Origin of the sequence: Legionella santicrucis (genome assembly GCF_001468135.1) — a bacterium.
Lineage (GTDB): Bacteria > Pseudomonadota > Gammaproteobacteria > Legionellales > Legionellaceae > Legionella > Legionella santicrucis.
The window spans coordinates 170,855-191,355 of record NZ_LNYU01000032.1; the positions used below are offsets into that span (position 1 = coordinate 170,855).

Sequence of the window (20,501 nt, forward strand, 5' to 3'; positions counted from 1 at the left end):
CTGCAACTTGTTTAAGAACATAAAAATGAATCAGAAAACTATTGCCATATTAGGTGCAGGATCTTGGGGCACTGCCGTTGCAATACACCTTGCTCATGTAGGGTATCGAGTTTTATTGTGGGGACACGATCCACAACATGTAGCACTTATGTCTGAAAACAGAGCAAACTCTCGTTACTTACCCAACATTAATTTTCCTGAAACCCTTTTTCCTACTCAGGATATTGCTCACTGTCTCAAAGAGGCAGATCACATGATTATTGCTGTGCCATCACATGCATTTGCTGAAATTATTGCGAAAATTCCCAAAACACTCCAAGGCCTGGCTTGGCTCACCAAAGGAATTGATCCACAAAGCCATCAGTTATTAAGTGAGTTAGTTTCTAAGACTTTTGGCTCTTCTTTTCCTCAAGCCATTATATCTGGGCCATCCTTTGCCAAAGAAGTGGCCAGTTTATTACCCACAGCAGTAACTTTAGCTTCGAACAATCCAGAATATCAAAAAGATATCCAAAATTTACTTCATCATCGTAACTTACGAGTTTACTTAAGCAGTGATCTTATAGGTGTCCAAATTTGCGGAGCAATTAAAAATGTTTTGGCGATTGGTTGCGGAATAAGTGATGGCTTAGGTTATGGTGCAAATGCTAAAGCTGCTTTAATCACCCGTGGTTTAGCAGAAATGGAGCGCCTAGGACTTGCTTTAGGTGCACAACCAGAGACTTTTCTTGGCTTAGCAGGTGTAGGAGATTTAGTATTGACTTGTACCGATGATCAATCCCGCAACCGTCGTTTTGGCTTACTTCTCGGGCGCAATACGAGCATTACTGAAGCGGAACAACAAATTGGACAAGTTGTAGAAGGAAAAAGTAATGCATCACAAGTCTGTTTCATAGCAAAGCAACATCAAGTAGAAATGCCTATCTGTGAACAAATTAATGCACTTTTACAAGGAGAAATTAGTGCTAAAAAAGTAGTGCAAAACCTCATGAACCGCCCTCCTAGAGAAGAATGACCTAAAGGTGAGTTCGACATGAAGGATTCCATTATATCTCTTTATAAAGCAGGATTAGAAAAACATTACTTAGTTAATAATAAAGGCATTATACGGTACTTAATTGAAGAGATTTCTAAAGCGAACACCATTGAAGACTTAATTAAATTTTTTTCAAGTTATCTTAATTCAGATGGAGCGCGATATGAAACAATAAGCTTGAACACACAATTGTCTGATTGGAAAAAAAATCTTGAGAATCTTAAGTCGGCTCAACAACAAGTGCTCGTTGAATTAGGCAAAATACCAATCACATCCAAAAATAAAAATCTTCTCCTACTGCTTAAAGAAATCCTATCCGATTCTCATCTGCTGTTACATAGTCATATAATTAACTTATTAAATATATTTAATAATAATCCCATATCCGATCTTATTGATTACATGGTACAGATACCTATTACTCCGAAACCAATAAATCCCCCACCAGAATCTTTGGCTGCGCAAACACCTAGAAGCGAGCAACATGCAGGATGCCTTATTTTATTAAATAATCTAGCATCCGTTAGAGAAAAAGATCGCTTATGGGACACTGCAAACAGCTTATTACAAATATCGCTGACTATGTATCAAGAATTAGAGTTCTTGGAAGTGAGCCTTGATGATGAAAAAGATTTACAAAAAATAGAACGCGGCTGTTGTTCTATAATGTAACGAAACACCGCAACCTGAAGTACTCTCCTATCACCACTTTCCACAAAAGCGGAAGGTCTAAAAAACTAATAACCTGCTAGGAACCCCACCTGCAGAATACTAATAGCCCTGCTTTCGCAAAGGCAAACGCTTTCCCCATACGTCACCTTCCGTGAAAACGGAAGGTCTAAAAGTAACCAAACTTGCTAGAAGCTTCTTCTTGCAGCATATCTTTAATAGACTTTTCGCTTTGTAGACTAATACTGAGCACGATATCATTATCCCCTAACATCAACTAGCTCAATATCCTCGAAGACTAATGGTTCGCCTAAAAATATCTCGCCAACAGTCTGAAAGCGTTTGATCGAATCTGTGACTAAATAATTGACTCTCCGATACAGCGAAGGTACGTCATTGAGCAAATCCTGCTTTTCTAACAAACGATATAATGCAATCGCTGTTGCATGAGCTGAATCAACGATGCTCACTCCTTCAGGTAATATACGAGTTAACAAAGATTTAAACACTGGGAAATGAGTACATCCCAATAAAACCGTGTCTTCATGCGTAAAACCACCCAAATAATGTTTTAAAGCTTCACTTGCTACTGAATTATTAACCATTCCTTCTTCTGCCAAAGCGACTAAAACACTGCAGGCGCGAGTATTAATGACTGCTCGCGGTAATTGTTGGGCAATTAACTGCTGGTATGCATTCGAGGCAATCGTTGTTTCAGTAGCCAAAACAATAACATGGTTATTTTTAGTCGCAGCAACCGCTGCTGCAGCACCTGGAGCAACAACACCCAGCACTGGCATGTCCGGTAACATGGATTGCAAATAAGGCAATGCCGCGGTAGTTGCTGTATTACAGGCTATAACCAAAGCCTTAATACGACGCTCCACCAATAATTTTGCCATTTGCATTGCATATTGTTTTACCGTATCTGGACTCTTAGTACCATAAGGAAGCCGTGCAGTATCCCCCAAATAGACAAATGATTCTTGTGGTAACCCCTCGCGTAAGGCACGTAAAACCGTTAACCCCCCCATCCCGGAGTCAAATACACCAATTGCTAATTGGTTTGTATTCAATTGTATTCCCCTCTCTAGGTTGTTTCATTATTTGTTAGTTTTGCAACCTCTGATAAGCCCCTCCTTGTTTATGTCTTTATTGGGGCTCATACTCAATTTTTTCTTTTATGACCACTCATAAGATAATTATCTTAGTCATATTTTTAATGATTTATCTTCCTCAACTTTTTGTTCCGCATTTTCAATTTCTGTTTTAACTTTACCTGTCTTCAATTTATCCTTATATTCCTTTGTCGCCTCCTCAGTGCCCTCTTCTACTTTATTTATAGGTTTAGTATCAAACCGTTTTGTAGTCAATTTAGCTAAGTCTTGTCTCTTATTATCTATCAATGCGCTATGGGCATCAAATACCGTTGCTTTAATGGAGGTATTCGCAAATCCGTAGAGACGCCCCCTTTGCGCGTTTGGATTAAATCCGGAATTCCCTCTCACAACTAGGGCATCAGGAGAGAATTGCATTTTAGGATTCTTTTCGCCAAGAATAGCTAATGCTGTCCATAAATACGCAACCTCATCTTGTTTGCCACTAAAACCGTTAATACAAAGAGGCTTGTCTTTAGTGGGAGGCTTATCAAGCGTCGCAAGAATCTGTACCGCCATAGTCATAGAAAATTCTATTTGGGCTTTTCGAAGCTCGTCAGGTGTTAATTTATTATCTGGATCCCTAGGAAATTGCAAAATTTCAAATTTACTTGGGGTCGACTTACTAACCTCTTTCCCTATTAGCATTGATGATCCACTAACACCAGGAGGATTAGGATCGTAGGTAAAGCGTGCGGCTGTTCCCACCTTCTCACCAGTATCTTTCTCATGCGTAAAAGCCACATCAAAACAACGGACCTGATCCTTGGTCGGTTTTTCGTCCTCTAATATGAAGTCCATTATCGATGAAGTTGCATCAGGAGGAGTAGTTACGTTGACATTATTTGTTCCCGGTTTTCTGTCAAATCCCACTCTATGTTGTTTTAGATCTTCCCGTGAAACATTGCGGCTAGATACTGAATTTGGATCATAAATATATTTTTTCGACCCTTTAACAGCTTCGTCAATTGCTATTAAGATATGATTATCTATTTTATCTTGTACTTGCTTGTAAAAATCCAACTGATCTTTAAGGCGCTTTTCCGTTATGCCATTTAACACATCCATCGCCGGACTATTTCCGAAAAAAGGAGTGCTTCCTAAATCCTCCGGCTTTAATTTTTTATTTTGCAGAGCTTCTTTCACTGCCTCCAATTCTTTCAATTGCATTTCTAATCGGCTGATCATCACTGCACATTCCTGAGATGAACTCTCATATTTCTTTTTCATTCCTTCAGGATCTTTTCGTGCTTTTGCCTGGAATGCAGGGTTATGTAAATGAATAACCTCATCAAGCGCATCAATTGGTTTTAATTTTTGGGCATGTTTTTCAATGGATTTGCTAAATTCTTTCTGTTGTTCGATACGTTTCCCAGGCTCGCTTAAAAGAATCTGAACGATCTTGTCTAAAGTATCAGATTCTAAACTGTCTTTGCCTCCTAATTCTTTAATAAGCTCCACTCTTTTAACTGGATCTTTATAATAATCGTAGAGCTTCGGATTTGTATCTTTATGCGCTTCCATTTGTGTCGCTAACTTATTGTATTGATTTTCTCCAAAAAGCTCTTTAACCTTAGCCTCATCATTACCTAATCCCAGCTCCTCCATCGCCTCTTCAACATCATCTTTATCTTTAGCGGGATCCTTGACTGCCTCTATTAGTTGATTTACTCCAGCTAAATCCGCTACATCTGCATCAACCAGAGCCTGAATTACATCATCACGTTTATTTTTTAATTGTGCATGTAGTTTTGGGTTACTGTCTTTGACCATTTCAAGAATACGACTGTATTGATTTTCGGCAAATATTTGCTTGTCTTTATTAGGATCTAAACCCAGAGCTCCAATAGCACTTCTAATCGTTAATCTATCTGAATCTGTTTTCGTAGCCGCATCCACCAGGAGTTTTACCCCAGCGGAATCCTCTTTATCTGCACGAACCAGTGCTCTAATCACATCCTCAGGTTTTGCTTTTAATTCCGCATAAAGTTTTGGATTACTCTCTTGGACATTTTCAAGAAGAAGTTTATATTGGTTCTCGGCAAATAGTTTTTTAGCATCTTCTTCATCATTGCCTAAACCTAACTCCTCCATCCTCTCTAAAGTCTGTGTCTTAGTAGTTGCAGGATCCTTTAATTTGTTAAGCAAGGCCGTAATATCCTCGACTTTTGTCATCTCCTTTAATTTATTTAAAACATCAGTTTTTTTATTCGTAAGCTGATTTTTTAATTCGACATCATCTTTTGCCAATTCTAAAATACGTGCATGTTGAGCCTCAGCAAAAAGCTCATTCGCTATTTCGTCATCCTCGCCTAAACCCAGCTCCTTCATCGCCGTTTTAATACCTGGTTTATCTATAGCTGGATTCTTAACTGCTTCTACTAATTTATTTACCCCAGCTAAATCCTCTATATTTGCATTAGACAGCGCGACAATAACATCTGTTTTTTTATTCTCTAAGTGCTTATGGAGTGTGGGACTGTTGGCAAGAGCCTCTTCAAGAATACGTGCATATTGGTTCTCGGCGAATAGTTCTTTAACCTTAGTATTTTCATTATGTTGTAAGCCCAAAGCCTCCATTGCCTTTTGAATGCTTGCTTTATCTTTATCTTTTTTCTGAACTGCATCTACTAGTAGTTTTACAGCAGCTAAATCCACTGCCCCAGCCAATGCTTTCTTGACATCCTCTGGCTTCTCTTGTAATTGCTCATGAAGTTTAGGGTTATTGGCTTGGACTTCCCCAAGAATACGAAAATATTGATTCTCGGCAAATAGTTCGTTAAGTTTTGCTGGATCATCATGTTTTAGGCCCAGCTTTTCCATCGCAGTTTTAATGCCTGGTTTATCTGTATCCGGCTTCTTAACCGCATCTAGTAATGCAGTTACTTTATCTACTGTATCTACATCATCAGGAGTAGCAAGGGCCGTGATAACAGCTTCGCGTTCATCCTTTAGTTGCGCATAAAGTATTGGGTTAGTTGTTTTTACAGCTTCAAGAATTCGGTTATATTGGTTCTCGGCAAATAGTGCTTTAACCTTGGCATCCTCATCGTCTAACCCTAGCTCCTGCATTGCCGTTTTTATCTCGGCTTTAGACTTGTTTGGATCCTGCACGTCATTGAACAAATCAGTAACCTCACCAACTTCTGTTAGACCTTCTAATTGTTCTATTACCTCATTTACGCTGTCATCCAGCTGCGCTTTTAGTTTACTATCAGCTACTGCCAATTTATAAATACGGTTGTATTGAATCTCAGCAAAAAGTTCTTTAACCTTAGCATCATTACCATGCTCCAAACCCAGATCCTTCATTGCCTCTTGAATATTTTCTTTGTCTTTGTCTTGATCCTTTACTGCCTCAAACAGAGTAGTGATCTCCTCGGCAGTATTTTTATTCCTTAATATTTCAAGGACTTCTGTTTTCCTAGCTTCCAGCTGTTCTTTTAAATAGTTATCATCGGGATCCACTGTCAATGCTAAAATACGATTGTATTGAATCCTAGCAAATAAATGGCTTGCCATTGATTCTATAACTTCTTTTGTAGGCTTTGCGGGAGATGTCAATCCCGATCTGCTCGTATGCCACAGCATGCCTCCATCTAGATTGTTCATTTCATTTAGGGCATCAAGTATACCTTGCTTGCTTAATTCTGACTTATTTAAGAGTTCATTAAACTTGGCAAATGCATCGTCTGTATTCACCTCTCCCTTTAAGTGAATATCTTGTATTGTTTTAACCCCAACGTTCTTTCGGGAATCAAAAAGTGTAGCAATATCTGATTTAAGAGGGTCATCTACGGTTATTTTGTCACTAGTTATTGCTTCATCAACCATTACTATCTCCAAATTTTCAATCATCTTAATTCATTAACCCCAGAGCTAATGACTCAATTGATGCATTTATATATTCTCATAATACTTCAAATTTGCTTAACGATCCCTTACGTGTTTGGAGTCATGATGCACCGTGCATACAACCCAAAGAATCAAATCGTGTTTCTACTTTATCTTTTTAGTCTTCATGTGACTATAATTGTAGCATAAATTGACCAATCATTATAAAACGAAGACCCATCCCATCACCTTCATAAATTGAGAGTTTCAAAAAAAAGATCGGGATGTAAACTGAACATTTGCTCGATCTGATTTCTTTGAATATCGAACATACACTAAAGTAGCGTCATTACCCCATTACCAAACAAGAACGGTTATCCAATGCTAAGTCTTTGTGAACATGATCCGTTGTTTGCTGGGGGCTCGCGAAAAATGAGAAACAACTGGGCTCTTTGGCTTTGTGCTGTTCCAAAGCCTGGTTAATGGTTGAATTAATTTCCCATTGGGTTGAAGTCCAGCCGTATAAGCCACGTAATTGACGAATAATCCATAGCTTACTACGTAATTGGCGAATGTATTTGACACCTGCTGATTCCTCGTCCGATGAATAGCCATTGATGTCGTCTCTTAATTGCAACAGCCGGTTCTCAAAATTCGGATGTTGCTTATTGACTTCTATAAATCGTTTAATGCACTGAACTGCCAAATTCTTTTGAAATTTTAAACAAAAACGATGATCTTCACCGATATTTCTTAAAATCCGTTTAAATTCACCATAAGACATACTGGCTCTAATCTCTTGCATATAAGGATTGGAATAACGATAGGCTTTAACTGCCGAATCAATATCAGAAAGTTTATAAATATTTGTTTTACGAGCACCATTGTTTAATAAATGCTTCATTATAAAATAAGCATTTTTACCCACATTCTGATCACCGCGAAACGTATGAACACGCTCTAAAGCAACATCCAAAGGGGTTTTGCCTTCTTTATTTTTTACATTAATAAATTGGCCAAACATACTGATTGTTTCTTCATAGCGATATTCACCCATTTTAATGGCAGTGTGTAATGGCGTATCTCCGTTTTCAAATCCCAATTGTCCATGACACAGTTGTTTGTAGCGAACAAATGATTCCTGGACCTGTTGCATGAGGGCCTCATTACAACTATGTGGTGGAATAATTTCTTTGAGTAACGCCTTTGTTTCTTGTTCATTCAATTGAGAAACATAATCACGAAATTCTTTAATGGAGAACAATACCGCACGCAAACGAGCCAGTCTTGCAGTCAAAGTTTGAGCTACCAAGGCAACGTGAGCACGATCAGAGGCCTTTTTCATATCGCTACATTCTTTTAATGTACGCTCAATTAATTGAGTAGGAATTAAAATATGCTTATAAAAAGATTTCCATTTCGCTTTGATAAATGCAGCATTATTGCTTAGGCGGGCAAAAGCATCAATATCTGCATAATTACGATATTCCTTATTATCAAAGGGATTCGCAATATAACCAAATTTAGTAGGCCAGTAGGAGTTACATGAATTTTTTAAACAGGCAAGAGACATCAAATCATCTACAGTAATGTCAAACGCATGAGCACCATGAGTTAAATGAAAAGGTCTACGAGTCTGAAAACCCATAATACTGTCCACGAACATGAGATCATGATCGATTTTAAAAAATACAGCGTGGGGTTTGCCATCTTTTTCTACCAAGTAAAAACCAAAATTTCCTTTATGTAAATCATCTTCCTCAAGGGTATATGAAGTAGAAAGAATACTGGCTAAAGACTCATAATCAATCGTTAAAATACCGTTTGCTTCAGCCTCCACCAAATTCGCATAAAAACCTTGAGGTAGATTATTCAAAAAATAAATAGGTATCTTTGTTGGATCATCCACTTTCAATGCACTATGAGCACAACCAAGCTGTTGTGGATCAGTTAATTCATAAAAAGGGGTATTTAGTCCTTCTTTATTGGCAATAACATAGGCAAGATGCTGGACAGCCAAACCAATGACATTCTTATTTTGATCAATGACCAAATGATGAGTGGGCGTTAAATTCGGCAATAAAAATAAACGTGCTAATTGGCTAAATGTGACTTCTAAACGTGAAAAATCAGCGCGACCATGCTTGTTTTTTTTATAAATGATTCTATAAGGAGGGGTTTGCAAATCTGGGGGGGTATATACAGCGCGAAGATATGCTTCATGTCCCGATGAATTTGAAACAGGCCCGGGAGTAATATCTTCAACACGAAAATTGCCAGCCATGAAAACACGATACACAGGATAAAAAATTGTACTAAATTTTACCACACAGTTTAATATAGATCAACATTCATCCGATTCTATTGTTAAATCACCCGCTGGTGCATCAAAACTCCCACCACTATTCAAACGAATTTGTAATCCTACATTATTTTTGGAATCAGCATATTTAATTGCATTTTCCTGTGAAATCAACCCATTTTTATAAAGTTTTAATAAAGCCTGATCAAAAGTCTGCATTCCTTGCTCGGTGCTACGCTCCATAACTTCCTTAATCTCATCAATTTTTCCTTTTTCAATTAAATCAGAAACATAGGGTGTGTTTAATAAAATCTCTACAGCAACCATTCGTTGTTGGTTGACTCCAGGAATAAGACGCATGGAAATAATAGCTCTTAAATTCAGCGATAAGTCCAAAAGTACTTGCTTTCTTGCATCTTCAGGAAAAAAATTAATAATCCTATCCATAGCTTGATTTGCATTATTCGCATGCAAAGTGGAAATACATAAATGTCCCGTTTCTGCGTAAGCAATTGCTTGTTTCATTGCATTGCGCTCGCGAATTTCACCAATTAAAATCACATCCGGAGCTTCTCGCATTGCATTGACTAAAGCATTATCGTAACTCATCGTATCTATGCCCACTTCACGCTGATCTACTATGGATTTTTTATGTTCGTGGAGAAACTCTATGGGATCTTCGATTGTTAAAATATGGCCACTTTGATTCTGATTACGATAATCAATCATTGCCGCTAAAGTTGTTGATTTTCCCGAACCAGTTGCACCGACAACTAAGACTAAACCACGCAATTCCATGACTATAGACGTTAAAATAGGTGGTAAATTTAATTGTTCTATTGAAGGAATTTTATTTTTAATATAACGCACAACCATAGAGATATCACCACGTTGGCGAAATAAGTTAATCCTGAAACGCCCTACTGCAGGAATGGAAAGTCCCATATTCAATTCCATTGTTGCTTCAAATTCCTTACGCTGATCATCATTCATCAGTGACAAGGCAATTTCAGCCATTTGCTGTGCTTTAAGCGGGACATGGCCAATGGGCAAAATAATTCCTTCAATTTTAATATTAGGTGGCGCTCCCACACTAAAAAACAGGTCTGAAGCACTTTTATCCACCATTAATTTAAAAAAAGGAGTTATGTCCATATATCAGTCTCCAGGAAGTGCATACTCTTCTTTTAGTATAATAGACTTCTTCTCTTCTTTTGCATTTGTGACTACTAAGTCTCTAAATGATGAACAGATCCTACATTTTTTCTAAAACTTCATGCAGGTATTTAACAGGTTCTATTGTCATAGAAGAGTTGTTCTGCTTAGGTGCATTAGCAAAAGGAATTATCGCGCGTTTAAAACCGTGTTTTGCTGCCTCTTTCAGACGCTCCTGCCCACTTTGTACAGGTCTGATTTCCCCCGCTAACCCCACTTCACCAAAAATAATGGTTTCGCGATCAAATACGCGATTACGCAAACTGGAAACCACTGCCGCTAATAAAGCCAAATCTGATCCTGTTTCTGTAACCTTGACGCCACCTACAACATTAATAAATATATCCTGATCATAAGTGGCAATTCCGCCATGCCGATGTAAAACAGCAAGTAATATTGCCAAACGATTAGACTCAAGACCAACCGTAACGCGCTTGGATTGCTGCCCATGTGCTTCATCAACCAGTGCTTGTACTTCAACCAACATAGGTCGAGATCCTTCCCAGGTAACCATTACCGCACTCCCTGAAGTAGGTTCTGGTTGACGCGATAAAAAAATTGCTGAAGGATTAGCCACTTCCTTTAAACCTTTATCCGTCATCGCAAATACACCCAATTCATTCACGGCACCAAACCGGTTTTTAATAGTGCGAATGACTCGAAAACGACTGTCATTTTGTCCTTCAAAATATAAGACACTATCAACCATATGTTCCAAAACTCTCGGTCCTGCCAAAGCACCCTCTTTGGTTACATGACCTACTAAAAATACAGCTGTTTGCGTCATTTTGGCGAAACGCACTAACTGTGCTGCCGATTCTCTGACTTGACTAACACCACCGGGAGCAGAACTTATCGTTTCCGTAAAAATAGTCTGCACAGAATCAATGACGATAATTTTGGGCTTTTCCTTTTGTGCTTGTACAATAATTGATTCAACTTGTGTCTCTGCTAGAAGTCTTAGTCCCGCTAAGGGTAATCCTAAACGTTTGGCTCGCATAGCAACCTGTTGTAAGGATTCTTCGCCTGTTACATAAAGAACAGTTTCTTGAAGAGAAAGATTGGCAAGTGTTTGTAATAATAAAGTAGATTTGCCTATGCCAGGATCACCACCAATAAGAACTACGGAACCATAAACCAAACCACCGCCGAGTACTCGGTTTAACTCGGATAAACCACAATCCATACGCACTTCTTTATCCATAACCACATCTTCAACAGCAGTGATTACTGAACGCTGATTGACCCAAGAACCTCTGTGAGTATTACGGCCCGCAGCAGGTATGACTCCCTCTTCTGCAATCGAATTCCATGCCCCGCAGTGTGTACATTGCCCAGCCCATTGTTTAAAAAGTGCAGCACATTGATTGCATACAAATTGGGTTTTTGCTTTCATCTTGATTCCGTTAGCTTGGGTAGCAAATACTATACACGATTTACTCTCCCAAAAAACATCCTTTCTTTTTTGTCCTTCGCGCCAGGCAATAGGGGGAAAGGGCTCGAGATTTTAAAGCACCCTTGCTTTTAAGAGCAACTGAATTTTTAGGTTGAATCCTTAGAGTAACCCAGTATAATCATTACATTTTGCACACTCAGGACAAATTCTATGAGCAAAGGCTTCCATTTTGAACAATCAATCACGGAACTGGAAGAAATTGTCAGGCAATTAGAAAAAGGTGAACTCTCCTTAGAAGATTCCCTCAAGCAATTTGAAAAAGGAATAGGCCTGGCACGACATTGTCAAGATGCATTGCTAAAAGCTGAACAAAAAATAGAAATATTAACTACCGCTGAACCAAGCTCGGACGAACAATTAAGTGATTAGCAATTATATAAATCGACATGAAACATTTCTGAAGCAGGTCATTGCTCATTCATCTGTTCCTGCAGGGATCATACGTTCTGCAATAGACTACTCTCTTTTCCCAGGTGGAAAAAGAATCAGACCTATTTTGGTCTATCTTACTGGAAGCTTACTTGATCTGGATCTAAATGTTCTGGATGCTATTGCTGCTTCAGTAGAATTAACCCATTGTTACTCTTTAATCCATGATGACCTTCCAGCAATGGATAATGATGATTTACGCCGAGGAAGACCAAGTTGTCATAAGGCATTTGATGAAGCGACTGCGATTTTGGCAGGTGATGGCATGCAAGCATTAGCTATTGATGTGCTTTTAACTTATCTTCCCCACTTGGTGCAACCTGAATGCGTCATATCCATAACTCGTGAACTCGTTCAAGCAATCGGCATTAGTGGAATGGTAAGCGGACAAAGCCTGGATTTATCTGAATTAGCACAATCTTCTATTGATGACGAGCGACTCAAAGAAATCCACCATCTTAAAACAGGACGGCTTATCCTTGCGTGTATCGAAATGGTTTTGAGAGTCCAGCTAACATCTGAAGCGTATCAATCCGCTTTGCGAACTTATGCGAATCACATTGGTCTTGTCTTTCAAATGCAAGATGATTATTTAGATTATCATGCTCCAGCCGAATTTTTGGGTAAAGGACGCTCCTCTGATTTGGCGAACCAAAAAACTACTTTTGCTACTTTATATACCAAAGATAAATTGGAGAGGGAAATCAGCAAGCACTATCAAATTGCTCTTGATGCATTACAACTATTTGGTCAAAAAGCGCTCTTATTAATTGATTTAACTAAAGAATTACAAGAGCGTAGTAATCGATTTTAGCCTCTTTAAATTTATTATCGTCATCCGGTGTTAAATAGGAAAATTGACACCTTTTACCCTCTTTTCTCTGTAAAAACTACTATACTTAATTGTACATTAATTGCTCAATTAGCATATAAAGGAGCTCCTATGTTCTTTAAAAACGATCCATCTAACCCGCAAAAAAAAACCGACCCTATTGAAGAGGAGTTGAAAAAATCACTTAAAGGAGACTTATTAAATAATGAACCATTTATAAAAAATTGTGTAAAAATAGAAAAATTTTTCATGGATATTGACGCTGTAGAAAATCAACTTACTCGTTTAAATAATCTACTCGCAACAAAGTTAGAAAACAGTAAATTAACAGCAGGAGAAAAAAAAGCAACGAAGCAATTGCGAACACTGCTGCAGGAATTATTAACCAACGCCGGATTTAGAGAAGGGATGGTCCAAACAATAGGTGAGAAGGGATTGAAAAAAGAAGATTTTATGTTTTTAACCGCTTCAGGATTTATGCTTAAAGACAGTAGCCTCAGGGGTAAACCCCATGGTGAATTCACTCACGCTATCCAATGGTGTTTAATTATATTAAAGCAAGAGCAAGATCCGACTTTTCTTGATAATATGGCGATTAAAGATATTTGTGATAATATTTTTAAACTTTTAGGTCATGAAAATTCAACAACCACGCATCCTTTTAATTGCTGGGATCAACTTGTTGATATGGGAGCAGACGATGCTCGATCACCAGAATGGCTTTCTGGACATATTCAGGATGACGAAAATGGGAATTACCCTTTATTAGCTAAAATTATAAAATCAAGAACTACAAAAGATTCTAAGGCACACTTAGAAGAGAAGCTAAAAAATCCTCCCCTTGAACGTTATGAAAAAAATGAGAACATTGAAAATATTCTTATGCCTAAATTGAATAAATAAGATTGCCTCTACTGCTTTAATCTTCATTCTGCAGTAGAGGATATATAACGCCCTCTTTCACTTTGTGGATGATGCTATAGATTATTTAGGAAAACCAAAAGTAGACCAACTGCAACATAAGGATCTAACTTTTGTGCTTCAATAGTTGTGATACAGGAATCCTTGTTTCTATTCCGAATTCTGTTTTTCTTTGCTCCCCCTTCCAGGCATGTCCGTAAACGACTTCATAAGTCAGAGGGTATTTTCCGTTGCCGGTTTGCATTGTGGCATAGTTTTGTTTAAACAGTTGCCAAGCTGTTTTTCCGGTTAATCCTTGGTTCCTTTTAGGATTAATATTTTTGACTCCTTGAGCCTTTAAAGCCTGTAACAATTTAGGCAAGCTTTCATAATGCACTGCCAACAACTCCATATCGATGACTGGATCTAAGAAATGTTCAGACATCAAACAATCACCTACATCATGCATGTCAACAAATTCATTAACGTGTGCGTAATGATTCACTCCAAACCAGGCAGCTTTCAACTCCTGAAATGTATCAGGCCCTAATGTAGTAAACATCAAACATCCATTCGTATTGATTACTCGGTTTAGTTCTCGAAAAACATGCATTAAAGAATCACCCCAATGAATCACTTGATTGGCAAAAATTAAATCAAACGTTCCATCTGCAAAGGGCATACGTTGCATGTCTGCTGCGACTAGAGACCATCGACGTCGCCAACTTTGTTTTTTTCGCGCCTGAAATAACATGATTTGGGCTAAATCTAAACCTACAACTTGTGCCTTTGGGTACATCCGCGCTAATTCTTGGGAAAAAAAACCAGGACCACACCCTAAATCCAAAATGCGTTGCGGTTTCATGTTTAAATAATGCAAGCGTTCTAATAGACGAACCCCAATTTCTTGCTGTACTTTAGCAGCAACTTCATATTCTGTGGCATGTTGATTAAATGCCTTGCTAATTTCATAGATAACAGCCATTATAAGACCAGGAAAGATTAAAGGAATCCAGCTTCTCGTGCATCAAAAAACATGGAGTTTAACACAAAGTCTACGTATATACTCAATATGTATTTTATGTAATCAATCCCACAACAACAAAATGGCGGTATGTTTGCACTGCCTTGAGCTCATGCCTTTGTTAGGCCCTGGTTGTCGCCATTGTGCTTATCCCTTACCTGATACCCATTTTCTTGTCTGCGGACATTGTATTAAAAAACCACCTTCTTTTGATCGAGCAATCATTAACTACACTTTTGAAGAACCCCTGCGAAGCCTTTTACATCAATTCAAATATCATGATGGTCTTTATCTGACTTCTTTTTTAAGCCATTTAATTTTTAAATCATTATCAAGTCAAGCAGATATGCCTCAGTGTTTGCTTCCTGTCCCTATGCATCCCCAACGAATCAAACGACGTGGATTTAACCAGGCGGCAGTCTTAGCCCGTTCTTTAGCTAAAAAATTACAGCTTCCTTGTGATTTATTCAGTTGTCAAAAAATTCTCAATACCCAACCTCAAGCAGGTCTAGATGAAAAACAAAGGAGAAAAAATTTACGCTCTGCCTTTATAACCCAACAACTTCCTTATCAGCATGTAGCCATTATCGATGATCTTCTGACCACAGGTAATACAGCAAATGAGCTGGCATGCACTTTAAAAAAATCCGGAGTGAAACAGGTGGATGTTTGGTGTTGTGCACGAGCTATTGAGAAACAATAATGGCATATTCTTTTAAATTTACTTAAAGCCTTTGCAAGTCATTCATTAATAAATGAACTAATACCACACAAAATACAATAAATACCAATCTATGTAATAAAAGTTCCATCGCCACAGATACGGGTTTGCCACGGATTTTTTCGATTAGTGCATAAACTATAGAACCACCATCTAATCCTGGAATAGGAAATAAGTTAATCACCGCAACGGCAAGGCTTAAAGTCGCAATAAAAAACATAAAAACCACTATTCCTTGGGTCAGAGAGATCACCGAAGCAGCAAAAATACCTATAGGACCTAGTAGCGCGGAAAAAGGGATTAAACCTGAAAATAACTGTTTTAATACCATCAGGAAAAAATAAATCATATGCATCATCGTGGCATTAGCTTGATGGATTGCATCAACAAATGATGAGGCACGTAATTCACTTTTTGCTGCAGATAAATTGGGCTCAATACCCAGTTGCGCCAATAAAGATAATTTTGCTCCACGAAATTGCACATGGCTTAAATCAAGCACTGCATTGGCCTCTGTTCCATCACTCCGATTAAGCACTACAGGAATGTCTTTTTTCCCCCAAAGAATAACTAATTGCATGCCCACATCACTCCAAGTTGGGGTAGCATAGTCACCAATGGATACAAATTTATCCCCTGGAAGCATCCCTGCTTGAGCAGCAGTACTGCTGGGTTGTACTCCTTTGATTTCAGGGAAGTGATAACTAAGACCTATAGAAAATACGATGACAAAAGCAAACCAAGCCGTGATGAGATTGGCAACGGCTCCAGCTAACAAAATCAGGATACGTTGCCAAATTGGCTTCTTATCAAAACATCCAGAATATTTTGCTGGCTTTACAGGACTAATTCGAGTGTTCTCTAATTGAACATATCCCCCCAAAGGAAAAAAAGCCCATACCCATTCACAACCGCTTTTGCCTCGCCAACGTAATAGTGGCTTACCAAATCCTATGGAAATTTTTTTAATTTTTACTTGAAAAAGACGAGCTAATACTGCATGTCCACCTTCATGAATCCCTACTACAAGTATTAATGTAAGTATTATGGCGATAATTGCCAAAAGCATAGGTCACTCCTTTATCGTGTACGTGTGTTATCTACAACTAATTGCAATACCGGAACTTTTTTTCCTTTATTTGAACTAAGCTCATATCCCTGACGATAAACTTCAAAAATTCGATATGCCTGATTTGATTCACTATCAATCAATTCCACATCATCCCCTTGCTCATCGAGCAAAGTTACTGTTAAATGGATTTCACGAAATCCCGCGATATGATAACGTTCCTTAAATAATTCTAATACTCGCGCCAGGCTTTGTGTTGCTTCTTCACCACTATGCTCGCCTTGTAAGATTATGTCCATGATTCATTCCCCTCGTCAACTTGGGCATTTGAACAAAAACCCTCTACTACTGTTAGCGGCAAAACAACAATGTACTTTAATTTAACAAGAAGATATTTTTTCATCAATTTAATAGTTTCTTTCTAAACGCGATAGAGGAGTGAAGTACACCGAGAAACAGAACCCAGAACAAGAATGTATACGTAGATACATAGAAATTATGCACCGAATCAACAAAGCAATTTTACCGCCTCAATAGAGTTTAGAAAGAGATATAATGGATGAGTAAATAAGTTCCTCAGTAACAATTCCAATAAATATGACCTTAGTACTCTACAAATTTAACAACTAATCGTTTACAATTCCCGATTAACTCAATAATTTCAAATTCAATAATTCATAATCTTATGGTGTTTGTTGCTTGTGGGCTAAATCATAAAACTGCTCCAATAAACGTGCGTGAAAAAGTCGCCATGGATCCGGCTGCCCAAGATTCTTTGCTTAATAGCTTACTCAATCTCCCTGGGGTCAATGAAGCTGCTATTTTATCTACCTGTAATCGCACAGAAATCTACTGTAATGCGCACGATCCGCAGGTTCTTGCCCACTGGCTTGCACAAGAACATCAATTATCACATGAATCATTATCTCCCTTTTTATATTTATATAAAGGCCATGAAGGAATAAAACATACTTTACGGGTTGCTAGTGGTTTAGACTCCATGATGATTGGGGAACCACAAATTCTTGGGCAAATGAAACAGGCTTATCAACATGCATGTAATCTGGGTACCATAAAAACAGAATTGCGCCCGATTTTCGAATATATTTTTAGTGCATCAAAGCGTGTACGCACTCGAAGTGGTATAGGTGTAAATCCTGTTTCAGTAGCTTATGCTGCAGTTCAACTTATTGGCCAACTCTTTACAGGCTACGAATCACTCAATGTCTTTTTAATTGGCTCAGGCGAAACAGCTTCTTTAGTAGCAAAATATTTACATCAACAAGGTGTGAACCATTTTATGGTAGCAAGCAGGACCCAAGAAAATGCGGAGAAACTTGCTCAAGCGTTTCATGGAAAAACGATCCCTATCAGTGATATTGCTCAACACCTGTCTCAAGCAGATGTTATTGTTTCTGCAACGACTTGCCCCATTCCATTTATTAATAAGGATTTGGTTCAGCAAGCATTAAATCAAAGAAATCATGCTCCTATGTTCTTTCTAGATTTAGCAGTGCCTCGAGATATTGAGGCTAATGTCAAAGAAATCGCCCAAGTGCACCTTTACAATATTGACGATTTGCAGGCTATGATAGAAAAAGGCATCGAAGAAAGACGCCTTGCTGCATTACATGCAGAGCAATTAATTGAAGAAGAACTGAATAATTACATTCGCAAACACCGTTCTCTTAAAGCCAAAAAAGTCATTTGTGATTATCGCAACCAAATGTATGATCTGGCACAAAAAGAATTGCAACGTGCCTTGAAAAAACTGTCTGCAGGTCAATGTCAGCAACTTGTTTTAAATGAGTTTAGCGAACGTTTGGTGAATAAACTAACCCATAATCCCACCGCTGGTTTAAGACAAATAGCCAAAGATGGCCGAGAAGATTTATTTACCTTAGCACAATATCTTTTTACTACTACAACACGTCAATCATCTTATGAAGAAATCTCTTGAACTAAAACTGCAGCAAATGCTGGAACGTTATCAGGAAGTGGGACGCTTATTATCTGAAGCATCAATTATTGCTGATCAAAATCAATTTAAAACCTTATCAAAAGAATATGCACAATTAGAACCTATAGCGACTTGTTATGAAACTTATCTCGAAGCAAAAAATAATGTGTCTTCTTTAGAAGAGTTACTTGCCGGAGAGGATAAAGAATTAGCGGCGATGGCGGATGAAGAATTAGCAAGTGCCAAAAATCAAGTTGAAGAACTCGATGAGCAACTACAATGGCACTTGATTCCCAAAGATCCAGATGATGAACGCAATATTTATCTTGAAATCAGAGCAGGAACTGGAGGAGACGAGGCTGCGATTTTTGCCGGTGATCTTTATCGTATGTACATTCGTTATGCAGAAGAACAAGGCTGGCAACAGGAATTAATTAGTGCAAGTCATGGTGAACATGGAGGATATAAAGAAATTATCACGCGTATTAGTGGTAATGCTGTTTATTCACAGCTTAAATTTGAATCTGGGGCTCACCGTGTACAACGTGTTCCTGAAACTGAATCCCAAGGACGTGTTCATACTTCTGCCTGTACTGTTGCCATCTTACCTGAAGTTGATGAAATTGATGATATTCAAATTAACCCAGATGATCTACGTATAGATACCTATCGCTCATCAGGAGCTGGTGGACAGCACGTCAATAAAACAGACTCTGCTATTCGTATTACCCATATACCTACTGGTGTAGTTGTGGAATGCCAAGATGAGCGCTCCCAACATAAAAATCGTTCTAAAGCAATGTCTTTACTCAAAACACGCTTGTTGGATGCTGAACAAAGTAAACAGAAGAAAGAGCAAGCACAAGCCCGTAAATCGCTGGTTGGCACAGGTGATCGCTCTGAGAGAATTCGTACCTATAACTATCCTCAAGGTCGTTTAACAGATCATCGAATTAATCTAACAATTTATCAATTAAATGATGTAATGGAAGGTAAGCTCTCTTTAGTAATTGAGCCCTTAAAACGTGAATATCATGCCGAATTACTAGCAGAACTAGGACGAAATGATTAATATTCATACAGTTCTAAAACAAAATCCAGATCGTGAAGCAGAAATTTTATTAGGCCATGTTTTAGATAAAACCAGGGCCTACCTCTTTGCTCATCCTGAAGTAGTGCTTACACCGAAACAATTAGCTGCATTTGAACATTTAATGGCTCAAAGGGCGCAAGGAATGCCGATTGCCTATCTTACAGGTCAACGTGAATTTTGGTCTCTTGATTTAAAAGTCAATGAACATACTTTAATTCCACGCCATGAAACGGAATTACTTGTAGCATTAGCCTTAGAGCTTATCCCCAATTTACCAAATATTTATATTCTTGAATTAGGTACTGGAAGCGGAGCCATAGCCTTAGCATTGGCAAAAGAAAGACCAAACTGGAAAATTGTTGCATGTGACATTAACCAGGATACACTGAAAGTTGCAAAAGAAAACGCACAAAACCACAAAATAAACAATATAAAGTTTTTTCAGTCAGACTGGTTTAGTAACATTCCGCAACACCAATACCATGCTATTGTAGCCAATCCTCCTTATATTGCAGAAAACGATCCGCATTTGCAACAAGGTGATCTACGTTTTGAACCACGAAATGCACTCGTGAGTAGTCAAGAAGGCTTAGCTGATCTACAATGTATTATTGAGCACGGTTATGAATATCTTGTACCTCAAGGTATGCTCTTGCTTGAACATGGATTTGATCAAAAATGTAAAGTACAAGCTATACTTAATAGATTAGGGTATAAAAGTATAAGATGTTGGCAAGACATCCAGGGTCATGACAGAGTAAGTGGGGGTTGGCGATAATATTATTGATGATACAATAGATTTTT

17 protein-coding genes are annotated in these 20,501 nt (G+C 38.2%); 9 read left to right on the top strand and 8 right to left on the bottom strand.

Features of this window, described 5'->3' with window-relative positions:
- Positions 1-25 precede the first annotated feature (25 nt).
- The gene (locus Lsan_RS08370) at positions 26-1,015 is read left to right on the top strand and encodes an NAD(P)H-dependent glycerol-3-phosphate dehydrogenase (RefSeq protein WP_058513968.1); all 990 of its coding nucleotides are present in this window, start codon (positions 26-28) and stop codon (positions 1,013-1,015) included.
- Positions 1,016-1,033: 18 nt separating this feature from the next.
- Positions 1,034-1,708 (top strand): hypothetical protein, encoded by a 675-nt coding sequence (locus Lsan_RS08375; RefSeq protein WP_058513969.1) that lies wholly within the window; start codon positions 1,034-1,036, stop codon positions 1,706-1,708.
- Between the two features lie 257 nt (positions 1,709-1,965).
- Here the strand turns inward: Lsan_RS08375 and murI are convergent, their stop codons facing one another.
- The 5 genes from murI to radA form a co-directional block, all read right to left on the bottom strand.
- Positions 1,966-2,781 (bottom strand): glutamate racemase, encoded by an 816-nt coding sequence (gene murI, locus Lsan_RS08380; protein ID WP_058513970.1) that lies wholly within the window; start codon positions 2,779-2,781, stop codon positions 1,966-1,968.
- 135 nt (positions 2,782-2,916) lie between these two features.
- On the bottom strand, positions 2,917-6,720 hold the full coding sequence (locus tag Lsan_RS08385; protein WP_058513971.1) for a hypothetical protein: 3,804 nt from the start codon (positions 6,718-6,720) through the stop codon (positions 2,917-2,919).
- Between the two features lie 325 nt (positions 6,721-7,045).
- Positions 7,046-8,980 carry a Dot/Icm T4SS effector AnkK/LegA5 gene (gene ankK, locus Lsan_RS08390; RefSeq protein WP_058513972.1) on the bottom strand — a complete coding sequence of 645 codons (1,935 nt, stop codon included), beginning with the start codon at positions 8,978-8,980 and terminating at the stop codon, positions 7,046-7,048.
- A 60-nt stretch (positions 8,981-9,040) separates the two neighbouring features.
- Positions 9,041-10,153 carry a PilT/PilU family type 4a pilus ATPase gene (locus Lsan_RS08395; RefSeq protein WP_058513973.1) on the bottom strand — a complete coding sequence of 371 codons (1,113 nt, stop codon included), beginning with the start codon at positions 10,151-10,153 and terminating at the stop codon, positions 9,041-9,043.
- 100 nt (positions 10,154-10,253) lie between these two features.
- The gene (gene radA, locus Lsan_RS08400) at positions 10,254-11,609 is read right to left on the bottom strand and encodes a DNA repair protein RadA (RefSeq protein ID WP_058513974.1); all 1,356 of its coding nucleotides are present in this window, start codon (positions 11,607-11,609) and stop codon (positions 10,254-10,256) included.
- Positions 11,610-11,819: 210 nt separating this feature from the next.
- Here radA and Lsan_RS08405 point away from each other — a divergent pair, with 210 nt between their 5' ends.
- The 3 genes from Lsan_RS08405 to Lsan_RS08415 all read left to right on the top strand — a co-directional run bounded on the left by Lsan_RS08405 (position 11,820) and on the right by Lsan_RS08415 (position 13,833).
- On the top strand, positions 11,820-12,038 hold the full coding sequence (locus tag Lsan_RS08405; RefSeq protein ID WP_058513975.1) for an exodeoxyribonuclease VII small subunit: 219 nt from the start codon (positions 11,820-11,822) through the stop codon (positions 12,036-12,038).
- A complete protein-coding gene (locus Lsan_RS08410; protein ID WP_058513976.1) occupies positions 12,031-12,912 on the top strand; it encodes a polyprenyl synthetase family protein in 882 nt (293 codons plus the stop codon). The genes Lsan_RS08405 and Lsan_RS08410 overlap by 8 nt, the downstream gene beginning before the upstream one ends.
- A gap of 129 nt (positions 12,913-13,041) precedes the next feature.
- A complete protein-coding gene (locus Lsan_RS08415) occupies positions 13,042-13,833 on the top strand; it encodes a LirA/MavJ family T4SS effector (RefSeq protein ID WP_058513977.1) in 792 nt (263 codons plus the stop codon).
- A gap of 124 nt (positions 13,834-13,957) precedes the next feature.
- Here the strand turns inward: Lsan_RS08415 and bioC are convergent, their stop codons facing one another.
- The gene (gene bioC / locus Lsan_RS08420; RefSeq protein ID WP_058513978.1) at positions 13,958-14,815 is read right to left on the bottom strand and encodes a malonyl-ACP O-methyltransferase BioC; all 858 of its coding nucleotides are present in this window, start codon (positions 14,813-14,815) and stop codon (positions 13,958-13,960) included.
- 37 nt (positions 14,816-14,852) lie between these two features.
- On the opposite strand from bioC, the gene Lsan_RS08425 reads away from it, so the two are divergent.
- Positions 14,853-15,557, top strand: a complete 705-nt coding sequence (locus tag Lsan_RS08425) for a ComF family protein (RefSeq protein ID WP_420324289.1) — start codon at positions 14,853-14,855, stop codon at positions 15,555-15,557.
- A gap of 22 nt (positions 15,558-15,579) precedes the next feature.
- Here Lsan_RS08425 and Lsan_RS08430 read toward each other — a convergent pair whose 3' ends face one another.
- Together Lsan_RS08430 and Lsan_RS08435 are read right to left on the bottom strand one after the other, a co-directional pair.
- On the bottom strand, positions 15,580-16,644 hold the full coding sequence (locus tag Lsan_RS08430) for a M50 family metallopeptidase (RefSeq protein WP_058513980.1): 1,065 nt from the start codon (positions 16,642-16,644) through the stop codon (positions 15,580-15,582).
- Positions 16,645-16,655: 11 nt separating this feature from the next.
- Positions 16,656-16,943 carry a hypothetical protein gene (locus Lsan_RS08435; protein ID WP_058513981.1) on the bottom strand — a complete coding sequence of 96 codons (288 nt, stop codon included), beginning with the start codon at positions 16,941-16,943 and terminating at the stop codon, positions 16,656-16,658.
- A 386-nt stretch (positions 16,944-17,329) separates the two neighbouring features.
- Between Lsan_RS08435 and hemA the strand changes: the two genes are divergently transcribed.
- The 3 genes from hemA to prmC are packed head-to-tail and all read left to right on the top strand — an operon-like array spanning position 17,330 to position 20,475.
- Positions 17,330-18,604, top strand: a complete 1,275-nt coding sequence (gene hemA, locus Lsan_RS08440) for a glutamyl-tRNA reductase (RefSeq protein WP_058513982.1) — start codon at positions 17,330-17,332, stop codon at positions 18,602-18,604.
- Complete coding sequence (gene prfA / locus Lsan_RS08445; RefSeq protein WP_058513983.1) at positions 18,588-19,676, top strand: peptide chain release factor 1; 1,089 nt, start codon at positions 18,588-18,590, stop codon at positions 19,674-19,676. Before hemA ends, prfA begins: the two co-directional genes overlap by 17 nt.
- A complete protein-coding gene (gene prmC / locus Lsan_RS08450) occupies positions 19,669-20,475 on the top strand; it encodes a peptide chain release factor N(5)-glutamine methyltransferase (protein ID WP_058513984.1) in 807 nt (268 codons plus the stop codon). The genes prfA and prmC overlap by 8 nt, the downstream gene beginning before the upstream one ends.
- The last annotated feature ends 26 nt before the right edge of the window (positions 20,476-20,501 follow it).

What these genes read in the sequence shown, in the direction of transcription:
- Lsan_RS08370 (WP_058513968.1), top strand. Translation starts at nt 26, where the DNA reads ATGAATCAGAAAACTATTGCCATATTAGGTGCAGGATCTTGGGGCACT.
- Lsan_RS08375 (WP_058513969.1), top strand. Translation starts at nt 1,034, where the DNA reads ATGAAGGATTCCATTATATCTCTTTATAAAGCAGGATTAGAAAAACAT.
- Lsan_RS08385 (WP_058513971.1), bottom strand. Translation starts at nt 6,720, where the DNA reads ATGATTGAAAATTTGGAGATAGTAATGGTTGATGAAGCAATAACTAGT.
- ankK (WP_058513972.1), bottom strand. Translation starts at nt 8,980, where the DNA reads ATGGCTGGCAATTTTCGTGTTGAAGATATTACTCCCGGGCCTGTTTCA.
- Lsan_RS08395 (WP_058513973.1), bottom strand. Translation starts at nt 10,153, where the DNA reads ATGGACATAACTCCTTTTTTTAAATTAATGGTGGATAAAAGTGCTTCA.
- radA (WP_058513974.1), bottom strand. Translation starts at nt 11,609, where the DNA reads ATGAAAGCAAAAACCCAATTTGTATGCAATCAATGTGCTGCACTTTTT.
- Lsan_RS08405 (WP_058513975.1), top strand. Translation starts at nt 11,820, where the DNA reads ATGAGCAAAGGCTTCCATTTTGAACAATCAATCACGGAACTGGAAGAA.
- Lsan_RS08415 (WP_058513977.1), top strand. Translation starts at nt 13,042, where the DNA reads ATGTTCTTTAAAAACGATCCATCTAACCCGCAAAAAAAAACCGACCCT.
- bioC (WP_058513978.1), bottom strand. Translation starts at nt 14,815, where the DNA reads ATGGCTGTTATCTATGAAATTAGCAAGGCATTTAATCAACATGCCACA.
- Lsan_RS08430 (WP_058513980.1), bottom strand. Translation starts at nt 16,644, where the DNA reads ATGCTTTTGGCAATTATCGCCATAATACTTACATTAATACTTGTAGTA.
- Lsan_RS08435 (WP_058513981.1), bottom strand. Translation starts at nt 16,943, where the DNA reads ATGGACATAATCTTACAAGGCGAGCATAGTGGTGAAGAAGCAACACAA.
- hemA (WP_058513982.1), top strand. Translation starts at nt 17,330, where the DNA reads ATGGTGTTTGTTGCTTGTGGGCTAAATCATAAAACTGCTCCAATAAAC.
- prfA (WP_058513983.1), top strand. Translation starts at nt 18,588, where the DNA reads ATGAAGAAATCTCTTGAACTAAAACTGCAGCAAATGCTGGAACGTTAT.
- prmC (WP_058513984.1), top strand. Translation starts at nt 19,669, where the DNA reads ATGATTAATATTCATACAGTTCTAAAACAAAATCCAGATCGTGAAGCA.